The following is a 12,188-nucleotide window of genomic DNA, read 5'->3' on the forward strand; positions in this document are numbered from 1 at the left end:
AGGGCTATTAAGCGCGCATCGATAAAATGGTGCCCAGAGTCTATATGTTGATTTCACATTAATCATTCTCGTGTAATTCATTCGTTCGACCGCGATGATATGTAAAGTCTAAGGACTCTGTTACCCGCACAACGGCCGTGGTATGCTTGAACTGCGAAGAGCGATCCCCGAATCCTGGCTCATACTGGCGCAGGACTATCAAGAGGACTAGATGCGCGTTATTCGCAGCAAGGTAATTTCGAATTAGGTCGGAGCGGCATAGCATACGAGTTCCGCTCGAGCGATCTCCTTCATTGCGTTGGGCTTCTTGGCACCAAGCCTCGCAACGCATGAGAACAAACCCAGACGGGTCGGCCCAACTGCGCCCATACGGGTCTTGAGGAGTGATTCGTGCAAATGCATTCACAACACTGGACAGCTTTCTCCGCTCAGCAGCGTCGACCACTCCGAATGGGTCGGTCTCATCAATGCCAGCATCTGAGCTCGTATTGACCACCCAAGGTACAAATGGAGGGTGCGCTAGCTCGGTTGCAGGATTCGTATCGTCGTATTCGTCCAGACGCGGGATATAGGCTTGAAAAGGGTCCTGGGAAGCTAAATCGGACGAGACTGTTGAGCTCTCCTCGGCAGAGACCAATGCAGAGTTGATGTGAACGTCAATTCCGTCGACAGACTTCCAGTCACCATCAACCACCATCCAGTCGCCCACATCGATATCGATGCCCAGCAGGGATTGAAGCTTGCTAGGCTCTCCCGTTATGCCCACTCTATCTCCACTTACATCACGTAAATTAATTCGTGTTTCCATAGGCCGCCAATCCGTTCCATCCGCCAACCAGAGCCCATCCTTGCGAGTCAAAACTCTCCGACTCAGCCATTCATTCCAAGGGTTACCCTCATCATATGGCCGCCGAGATACCGCATATTTGGCAAGAAACTCACCGGCTACCCCATGTAGGGCATGCCAACATAACTGCCCTCCGTAGGTATGCTGATCAGCAGAGAAGTTCATATGTCCACCACGACGGTATACAGATCGACCACCTTGATCCGACATATGTGTGATTTCAGCATCGTGCTTTCTCACCCATTCATTCATCGCATCTGCCGTAAACCAGTACTCTTTGCCGAATACGTCTCCTAAATTAGAGACATCGCACTTACCAAAGTCGTATTCAAGATGTAGCTCCTTTTGTGGTTTGAGCGTGCCTTCTGGGCGGGATTTGTAAAAAGAACCACTAAAATACTTTTTTGTCTCATGTAGTAAATTTTGCGATTGGTTGACATGCTGAAGCGCGCTTAACGTTGTTTGACTAATATTTAGATGGCCGACGCGGGCACAGATGAGTAGGGCTTCCGCTGCGAAGTGTTTGAAAAGCACGTGAGGGTCTACGCTGCTCAGAGCTATTCGCTCAAGAAAATCGTGATGTTTAGCGACAGCTTTTGGTTCATCGAGAGCAATTCTGGCCAAGGCTATCAGTAGCCAAAGCTTTGCGTGTAGATGAAAGAATGGTAACTCCTGTGCTTGAAACGAATCTGCGCAGGTCGTAGTAAATTTCAATACGGCCTTGTCCAAAATTTCCGATCGGTTAAGTCGTACGGCTACTCTGAGGCTATGAGCCGCCATCCATCGCCTCTCAGCCTGAGCAGAACCAAGCGCAAACCAAATAAGTCCTGCCGCGACTTCCGTTTGATCGCCTCGCGGGTAAAGAGCAGATCGCCAAGGTCCATCCACTACAGAAGACGCAAGTTTAGCTGCCCCTGTATTTAAGAGCCTCTGCAGCGCAGCCTGGCCTACACCACTCGCAGCCATAGTATTTACGGCTGTTGCAAGGGCTAGCCAAACGGATGCAGAGACTTCAGCACTCGGCCGACAGAACTCCCTGATCAAAGCGAAGATAATTGAATGACGATCTAATCCTGAAAGCTTTGAGAGTTCGGCTATATCTGAGATGGATAAATAATCAAATGAAACGAAGTCCGAAACGTGCTGGCGAATGATGATCTTGGCGCAGCCGGTTAGGGTGATAGCAACAGCATTCGACGCCTTAGACCAAGCCTCCTTGCACGCACTAAGTATGCGAAGCTTCTCATGGAGTACCAATTGGTCTTGACGAGCGATCAAAGTGAGATATTGAGGCCACTCGCCATATGGAACCTTTACCTGTAATCGATCAAAAAAATCGCGCTGATGCCCCCACCCCGACCCATTCAAACTTTTTAGCTCTTCCATTGCATTTGCGAGGGAAAGCTCATTTACGGGGGTAGATTTGATGACAAGTGACGTGAGTAGCGACTCGGCGGCGTCCTGTGCCTGTTGTCGTCTCTGAATATTTGAAACAGGCGGTGAAGTTCGCCAATTATTCAGATCGTTGAATTCGCGTGTAGATACTTCAATTTGATCAGCCACAGCGAACAAGTCGTCATACTTATTTGAATCGCCCAAGGTGGCCTTCGCCAAACGCGCCAATGCCCGCGGTACTGCTGGCCCAAATCCGTTAGGATTGTTTTGTTTGTATTGAGTGATCAGCTCCTCCGTCAAGTCATCCGCATGAGGTACCTGCTGGCTTTCCAGCGACTCGACCAACTGCTCTGTACCACAGACCCATAGCTCCGCTGGACTGGAAATGCGGAGAATTGCTGTCGCAATCGCGGGATCTATTTTCCCGCAGTGGATCAACGCTCTGGCATAGGGGAGTAGTGTGTAATCCAATGAGATCCTACCGCGATCCTCCCAACGCGCTAGCTTGGCAAACCCCTTAAGCCCTGAAACTTTGGCCATCGCCATGCCATACATTCCCCAATTGAACTTGTTTTCCTCACCAAGATTCAGCTCGCAGATGTTGGAAAGCGTATGACTGTCTTCGTCGGAAAGCTCTTCTCCTTGCAGAGAACTCGCAAACTGCATTAACTCGTTCACAAACTTATAATCGCCAGAACCGACGGCATCCATTTGCTCTAGCCCGCGATGGAAGTAGTCCGTCGACTCGTGCCGGCTGGCCGGTGATATCGCTCTTGCCAGATCTGCAAAAAATGACGCTCGTTGACTGACGTCATCGGCTTTCTCAATTGCCATTTTCACTTTTATGGCAGTTGTGCCTGCTGAGATCTGAAGCGCAGGTCGGACCGCTAGCACGCTGACAATCTCGATGGCGTGCGAGACATTTGTAATTCCACGAGCCTCAACTGCTTCTAGGTATTTGACGGCCTCTGCCTGATCCAGAGACGGATCTGCTTCGAATGCCAGCGTCAGAAGCCGTTCCGATACTTCAAAACGTTGTCGCTGTGCATCGCCCCCACCTGATCGGTAGTCTTTACGATTGAGAAGATCGGGCCAAAGATCAAGCAACGGGCTCAATCTACTTATAGTTTTCTTCCGTTGATCGAAGCACGCCGCAAATGCGATGGAAATTTGTAACCAGTGCTCCAATTGGTCTGAAAGGAAGCGCATGGCAGAGCTTTTTGTGTCGGCAGTAATCTGCTTCTTTTCACTGTTTTTGGCTTGTCCCCCCACAGACTGCTTTTCGAGCTCTGACTTCATTGCTTTTTTGAAATCCGTCCCCTGGAGCTGGGCCGGAAGATTCACGACGAGCTCAGCCAGTTCTTGGGGTAGCAGGTGCTGCTCTATGACGTTTTCATCAGACGCCGCACAGAGAAGCGCTTGCATTGCCAGAAATGAATGAATCTCTCCGGACCAGTAGTTGCTCGTATAAACGTGTAAAGAAGGTGCAGGTATTTGCAACGCGGATAGGATAGTGCGGGCCTCAGCTTTCATGCCCTGCACGAGGGCGATCGATGCGCATCTCAGCAATCCACGGATTATCCGTCGCTCATTTGAACCGTACTGTTTCTCACCTAGTCGGACCTTCTCCACGTTCCCACAAGCTTGAGCGAGTCTGCTAATCAGCAATTGCTGAAGGGATTCGTCCTCTTCAACAAAGGGGATAGAGGCTGCAAGCACCCCAGGCCCCAACAACGTTGATGTAAGGAAAGCGCGAATTGAGTCCTGTTGGACAGTCCCGACATGAGCACCAAGACGTAAGAGGGAAAGCAATGACTCAGCAACATCGAATGCGAACCAATCTACCCATCCCGACATATCCCGTGCGGCGACCTCAGTCTCCCCTTTGACCAGTTGGCAGAAAGGAATAGCTGCCATGTCCAACGCGGTCGGATCTGCCTTTTCTCTTTGAGGCTGCTGGTGCTGATCAAGCCAGTGGGTCCTCCACTCGATAACCCTTTGAGAGTGGTGATAAGCATCTGCCAAATCACCATCAAGGCCGTAAGCAATTGCCAACCTCGCATGGCGTGTACCAGGCCAATTTGTGCGTAACTCAAAAAGACGCCGTACGGAGTCTGCATCATTGGAAAGGACTGTCAGATCAGGATTATCGAGAATGTAGCTGGTACCACGCTGATCCATCGCTGCAAGTGTCGAAAGCTCAACAAGAAGAGGTACAAGTCGATCTACTTCATTCCTGTCAGCCGCATATGCAGATGCAGCTCGCAAACGCGCATGCCTGATGGACTGTCGACTCACGGCGCTCTTTATAGCTGCCGGGATCCTCTCGTCAAAGGCAAGGTCGAACAGTTTCTCGCCATCCTCTAATTGCTGTAACAGATGAGGTAATGTGATCGCGGCATAAATCGAAGTTGCCTGCATGCCAAGAAGGTTTCTAGCAAGGCCCCCTAGGGTCTCCTTGTCAGCACAGTATTGTTCTCGAATTAGGGTCTCTGTCGGCTCATCACGAAACATAAGTCCATGCTTCGTCTGCTCAAGCAGCGGGGACAAATCCGCGGCGAAGCTAGCGACCGCCCCCTCGTCCAGCCCGCTTGCTTCCGCAAACTCTCGCAAGGGGACTGGAGGCGGCAAAGCTGCCAATCCGGCCAAGAAGGCGTTGATGGCTGCGTCTCGATACCCCTGCTTTCGCGCCACTTTTAGCGCGTCTTCGATACGCTTGTGGAGTAAGTCATCAAGTTGAATGACTTTATCAATTTCGGATGGGGCGAGAAGAGTGGCGCCATCCGACACCAAGTGTTCGAGAACTCGAGCGTTACCTCGCGATCGGGACTGTGCAACGTGAATCCTGGCTTCAGTGTGCCCATCGAGACGCTGGCGCAGAAACTCGCCAGTCTCTTGAATAGTGAACGGTTTTAACTCGAACTCTTCGCATGCAGCGCCCCCGGTCGCAGCCACGCGTCGATGACTGCGCGAACTAACGATTAGTTGTACTCCCGTGAGCGCACCGCCGTGACTTATGCTCGCTAGCAGCAGTTCTGGAAAAGACGGTTCGCCTCGGTCTTTCGCCTGTTCGCCGGCGTTATCGATCGCGTCGAGCAAGATGATCAGCTGTCGATCACTCATAACTCGACGGATAGTCTCTGCTGCTTGCCCTATTTTCAGCCGAAAGGCACGGATCAGGTCATCGCTATCGTCCGTACCCGGCAAAAGCGGATCACACAGGCCGCGACACGCGAGCTCATTGACGATATGAACTAAGCCTTTTCTCGGCAGATGCCTTGCATCCCCGGGAGCACGATACTGTCCCATGCCGAAACAATCGAAGAGCACTATTTCATGCTCATTCGCAAGCCGACTCGCGATCGAATTCATGAAGACGGTCTTGCCAACTCCCCCGTCCGCATGGATAACCAGAGGACTATCGAGTAGTGGAATTTTCGCTACAACCTCGGACAGTTGGCTTCGTTCGAGGACTGGGCCGACGTTTGGAAAGCAAGCTGGACATGGCAATAGATCGTTTTCATCTTGCAGCTCAAGGGCTGTAAGGACGTCAGCGCGCGATATGACATTCCGATTCTGGTTTGCCAGGTTGGCCTTATCCCGAGCAAGCTCTCGAATAGAATTGAGCCGAACTCTCGCAAGAGGGTCGCGGGCAGCAGACCAGTCCGCGAGAGCTATCGCCAATCTATTCTTGCTTTCTCGCAAGTCGCCTCTAACACCGGTGAAATGTAGGCGGCTAACAAATTCAGCGAGATCCTTGCCTTGGAGCTTACAAGCAGCCTGGATTTGGTCTGCCTGGTCTTTCACCGTGCCGCGCAATACAGCTCCTGCAATTATTCCTGCTACAGCATCGTGCAGTTCGGCCAAAATGGGACGGTTAGTGACCAATTCAAAACGGAGTTTTGCCCGTGCCTGCTCGGTGCCATGTTTTCTCTTGTGAGACCGATATGTCTTGGCAAATTTCTCAATCGTTTTTTTTGCGTCGGCCGCCCGAAATGGCTTGTCTTCCGAAGCTTTCGAATACTTGACCTGAACCACCACGACCTGATTCGCGTGTTCAAACGAGGAGCGATCCCCAAAGTAAAGAACGGCGTCTGCGATTTCGTTTCCGGCATCTTCCGCAGTTTTTTGGTCAGCCGGAGAAAAGCCCTCGATCGCCAAGCCGATGAAATCGTCTTTCGGCAGCAGCAAACCCAAACATTTTCGTGCTACCCAAGCCTCATGGAACTCATGACCGTCTCTTGACGCTCGAACACTGTCGTATTTATCGCGTATTTTCGTCATTGCGATCGATTAGCTCCCTGCCAAGACATTGCACTCATTGGTGACCATGCACGTCACTCACTGACCAGCAGCTTTTCAAATTTTTTCATGGGGCGAGCGCCAAAATGCACCGCCAAAATCTCGTACTCATCCTTGTGAAGTGACTCTGGCTGGAAGTTCTTTAAAGCTGCTTGGCTGACAAGCTTGTTACTTATTTCGGCGATACGCCCTTTTGTTGAATTGGTAGAGGCACCTGAGAACTGCTTCATCAAGCGCATCGCCATTTCAGCCTGTAGATCTTTAGAGTTCAGTACGGTCATGACGATGCTGAAGTCGTCAAACACTGCCTTGATCGTCTCATCTGCGTTGGCGAGTGCGCTTACTTTGGGTATCAACTCTAGGAAGAACGGAGCGCCGAGCTCTTTGACCTGCTCAATCGAGCAAGCCCATAACCTCCGTCTATGGGTATCCTCCAGCGCGTTGCTTGCTAGCAGATTTGCCATAAGCTCGTGCCCTTTGTCCTGCTGGGATTGAATCCAAATACGGGCCGCCAAGTCAGGCTGTTCTGTATTCCCAAGTAGACCTCGCTGAAGAATTCGCACCATTACCTCACTAGGTGCGGGGCGTTTCTTATTGGCTGCAATGGCTGTCCAAGCCTTTTGTAGTGCATCAAGGTGCTCGGGTTTATCCCACGAGATGTTTGAAGCAAGGTTGGCAGCTTGATCAGGGGTAAGCTCGCAATAGCCCCTCTCGAAGGTGTCCAATGCGGAGTTCGGATTGGATGACCAGGCCGAACACGCAGCGGCAATGAGTTTTACACGCTCCTCACTTCCAACAAGGCCGCTCTCAACCATATGGCGCATGGAACGCAAAACCCCCCGCTTCGTCTCGGCGGAGTAAGTTACTGCAAACGTGCCAGCTTCATCAAAAATGGCCTGTGGGTCGTAGCCTGGGAGGCTGTCTGACTTCGAAGGCCAACGCTCCGCAAGACAGTGGTGCAGCCATGAAAAAAGACTCGGATAGCTTTTACCCTGAACAAAAAGTTGCTGCAGGTTGGGTCCTAGGATGCTCGGCGATGCATGTTGTATGAGGGGCGTGCTCGGCTCTAAGATCGATCTAATGTATGTCTCGGCGCTGATCTGAGATACCAAGTGCGGAAGGAGGCTGTTTACATAGCCATGCAACGGACCGACTTTCCACGCCGCTTGAGGGGTAGCAAGAGAGAATATTTTGTACCTTTCCAGTGCAGGATCAGTCACAGCAACACTGGTGAGAAAGGTTGAAAGAGAACTACCTATCGCGGTTTGAGTCGGTGCAGGCAAAGTTTCAAACTGAGTCGCGATCAGTTTCACGCATTCGATGGGAAGGTTAGCGAAGAGTTGGGGGATCCACCCGCCAAGCACTCGTATGAAGTCTGTGTCATTACTTTTTCGTAGTTCTGAAAGCAACGCACATGCCTGCTCAGGAAGGACGTCGCTTTTACCCCATTGATCAGCCAAATCAGCGATTGCTTTGACCGTTTCATCGTCAAGGGCATCTATCCGTTCGCGGACAAACGCTAGCAAGATTGATGCTGCCACTTCATGTTCGATTGTTGACTCTTCGTCGTTGAAGGCCCTCAACAGCCGCGCGACGAAACTGCTGACGAAATGACAAACATCTTCATCATCAGCGTCCCGGTGGTTGCTTTGAGCGACCTCCCAAGCCATACGCACTGCGACTTCCTCAGAGAGAGATACATATCGTGCCAACGGAACCCATAGCAGCGTTCGTGACTCGGCGCCTTGCGCCATCATCTGGTCAAAAATACCTCGGGCCCGAGAGATACTGGAGGCCATATCAAATTGAGGATTCTGATTTCTCTCAAGCTCGTCTGCGAGCGCATTTATGTAGTCGAGGCCTAAGTCAGCAACTAACTTCTCACCATAGCTTTCCAGCCATTGTTCCAGCTCGTTGAAGGAGAGCTGGGCGTGTTTAGTGCCGATAGAAATATTCCGATCGAGCAACCAGCCAAGCAGTTGTTCGTCAGCCCGACGCTCCAGTCCAATGCTTACACGCACTGTCAGAATCATCGGGACTGCCATGTGAACCATAGCGATTGCTTCATCAAGACTAGGGGGCTCCATGGTCTCGCGCAGAAGCTTAACGGCGTCGTTACCGCCGAGTACATCGCCTACAAGGCGGGAGGCAATAATTCGTTGGTCGTCGGAAACGGCAGATCGCAGAATCTTGCCGATCTTTTCTAGCCCAAGTTGTGAGCGCAGATCCAGAGAGTCCGCCATTTCACGACAAAGCATACTGATGAGCTGGTAGGCCGGTGGCTCGGGTAGGCGCTCCACTAGGTCTGCTACTACCCGTGAAGCGCGCGCTCTGAGCTCAGGCAATTCCTGTCGCAGGTCTTCAAGCATCTGATAAAGCGCTCGGGCTTCGTCTTCGTGCAGAGGAGCATTATCGCTGTGCCTGGCGAGCCCCTCCAAAACCCCCTGCGTGTTACCGGAAATAAAGTCACCGTAGATTGGGGCGATCTTCGGCCCCAAACGTCGAGTGATGTGGTCCTCGGAAAGTAGAAGCAGGCTTTGTAGTGAGGGCGGCCACCTTAAGCCAACGAGGCTTGCAATAAATTGCCGAAGTGGCCGGTGCTCTGCCTTAAGAGTGAACTCTCCATCAGTGAGCTTGTAATAGCGCTCCTTTAAGCGATCCTGTGTTTGTAGAGGCTGGTCGTCCAGCTTTAGCCCGCGAATGACAACATCAGTGAAACGCTGCAGGAATGCTGGGTCTTCCTGGAGGTCACGATAAAAATCAGGAAAACTTACTTTCATCGCACATAGTGCACCAAGTGAAATGGGATGCGACGTGACAGCCCCTTCGTGGAGCCCTCCGGGCTTGTTAGTGCCTAGGCCTTCGGCTTCCCTCTTCCGAGCAATCCACCAAGCTTGAGCGAAAGCATTCACGATCTGAAGAGCGTTTCTCGGATCCTGGACGCTGACATGAATCATACGATCAATAATCGGCGCAAGCTGGAAACCACGGGCCTCAAGATCTGCCGTGACGCTAGTTAACTTGGCCAAGTGAAAGCGCGCGAACTCGCGCATGTCATGACGGGGGGGCGGTGGAATCTCCAAGCGGAATTGGAAGATCCTATCCAGATATCTACGTGCGTCGTTGTGAGTCACTACCGAGCCAGGAAGGTCACTATTTCTTCGCCCCCGAGCAAGAGCGTCAGCTACTTTGGCTTCGTCACAGGAAATAACAAACACTAAGCCAATGCCCTTCGGAAGACGATTTGCAGGAATCTCCATAAAGGTGCGTACAGCATCCAAACCAAGGACCATTTCCTCGGCTGAAAGGCGATCCAAATCGTCAACAAAAACAACCAACCGTTCACAGGACTTTCCTGAGCGACCCTCCAAAGATCTACAGTCACCAGACTTGTAGTTTCGGATTTGATCGAGGAGGAGGTCTTCGTATTGTTCGGACGTAGTGTTAGGAAGCTCCACTCGCGTGATCGGGGTTGACGATCCAACGGCAGGTGGTTTGATGTGCTTTAGAAGGTAGGTATAAGCCGCGGTTACACACAAAAAGACGATGCTTTTCAGAAACTCACTTTGAACATTGAAAACGAATAGCGTTAGGTAGCAAATCCCAAACAAAAGGGACATTGCAGCGATCAAGGCAGGTACCGGCAACGCCCATGCCTTGAGTGTCTCCAGAGTAATTTTTAACCATCCCTTCGATTTTTGGGTTGTCTCGCTGATCTGCCGAAAAAGCTTATCGTGTAGGTGACCTTCCTTGCCGCCCAGCTCCAGGTACACATGACGCAACAAGGCACGCTTGATGTCCTGGTCGTGCCCGCCGAATCGCCAAGCGTTGAATGTGATGCAGTGGAACCGATCCTTTCTGAGCTTCCCGCCTTGTTTGGAAGCATCATTTTTCAGATGGGTTGTGTACAGCTCCTTAATACTGCTTTTGCCGGTACCCCAGCCACCAAGGAGACCAATGCTAAACGGAGGGGCTAATTGCTCTGACTCGATAAGGCTTTGCAGGCCCTGAGCGAAATGCCTATGGCCGAATGCATCTTGATCCGCACCAGAAATTTCACGATCCAAAATGGCGGGCATGATCCTATTGTCGGAGGGCATCAAATCATCCTTTGGCTGCTGGCATTTGGCTACACATACTGTCGTTACTTCAGTAGGGCTGCAATAGCAAACCACACCGCCGTGGCAGATCTACTCCTGAGCACCCGTTGGCGCCCTATTTTGCTCAAGTCCTCGGAGTTCTCGGCATTGATGTGCAGACGCGACTACGCCTGATGTGGTCCGAAATGATGGCATTCGAGTTACCCTGTAAACCTATTTTTCGCACTGTAAGCATCAATGGTTAACAACTACAAAAATTAGTTTAGGCATCCGTTGTCTCGATGTTATCTCAATAGTGGCCTCGGCCCGTTTAAGCTCGGAGGACTAGATCCCATTTACGAGTTGTCAGTTCGAGGCAAACGGTTGGTGATCCACCGAAGCAGTGCTGCGATACGGTCTCCATATTGGCCTCCGTGGCGTAGCTGATGGCAATTCCATTTTCGTTTAGCAGCACACCACCGGCGCCTCTCAACAGTGCATGCCCAGCAACAACATCATGTGCTGAAACAGGGTAAAGCGAAACGCCGCACACACCGTCACCAGCGGCTACTCTAGCCAGTCTGTATGCGATGGATGGCATTGCATGAAAATTCCCTGGAGCACACATCTCTCGATTGAGGTCCGGTTTATTTAGAGCCGCAGCGCTGACCATTATAGTGCTGTCGCTCGACAGCTTTTTATCAGCAAGGCAGGAGCTAACTGGTTGACCATTGCGAATCAGATGGGGCATGCCTTCCGCCCACCCAATGCAGTCTGGTGGCCCCTCAGGAGTTACGGGGGCAAATACAATCCCGAGTGCTGGAATGGTTTTATGCAGTAGCCCCACCGATATTGCAGATCCCTTCAAGCCGTTCAGAAAGTCACTCGTTCCGTCGTTAGGGTCCACAACCCAACACCAAGCATTCCCCGTGAGGATGTGTCCCGTCTCTTCACCCCAAAAATCGCAGCAAAGCAGGCTGAGGAGCTCAGGCCTCAAAATATTTTCAATTTCTACGTCAATCGCAGCCTTATCCCCCTGGCCTCGAGGTCCATCCGGACGACTCCACTCTTCGGATAGCAAAACGCCTGCTCGTTGAACAATTTCGGATGCTCTGGTGAGAAGCGCTATTAGATCTGGACTAGTCATGACGCTCTATAAAAAATTATCGTTTAAGGAATGCCTCCAAGCCAGCAGCGATCTATTGTAAGCAGCGGCGCGCGACCTTAGACGAGACAGCTCACCACATAAATTAGGGCAACGTATGGTATTTGACTAGGCGTTTACACGCGATTCGACTATTCCTCTGCAGTGGGCCAATCACAGTCCCGATCGCTGCACCCACCAACGACGTGACGTGCGCTTGATGATCCCGGCTGTACTGATGGCGGCTGCTGCCGTCCCAAATGGTAGAGGATGATCTGTCGCCATAAGTGTCTTTGAGGCCAATCAACCTTGGTCACCAGCAGTACTCCGTGGTGTAGTCAATCACTGAGGCGCCCTAGCGAAGCGGAAAGCGATCGTTGGTCAGGGCGCACTTAAAACGTAGACACAATCTTGTTATGAT

The 12,188-nt window shown here is 51.5% G+C and carries 3 protein-coding genes; all 3 read right to left on the reverse strand.

The window, feature by feature from the left end; genetic code table 11:
* Positions 1-58: 58 nt before the first annotated feature.
* On the reverse strand, positions 59-6,439 hold the full coding sequence (locus ACKZ62_RS11465) for an NACHT domain-containing protein (RefSeq protein ID WP_447096685.1): 6,381 nt from the start codon (positions 6,437-6,439) through the stop codon (positions 59-61).
* Positions 6,440-6,579: 140 nt separating this feature from the next.
* Entirely contained in the window at positions 6,580-10,644 is a 4,065-nt protein-coding gene (locus tag ACKZ62_RS11470) for a KAP family P-loop NTPase fold protein (RefSeq protein WP_447096686.1), read from the reverse strand.
* Positions 10,645-10,954: 310 nt separating this feature from the next.
* Positions 10,955-11,770 (reverse strand): inositol monophosphatase family protein, encoded by an 816-nt coding sequence (locus ACKZ62_RS11475; RefSeq protein WP_447096687.1) that lies wholly within the window; start codon positions 11,768-11,770, stop codon positions 10,955-10,957.
* Positions 11,771-12,188 lie beyond the last annotated feature (418 nt).

It is taken from the genome of Pseudomonas sivasensis, assembly GCF_052938085.1.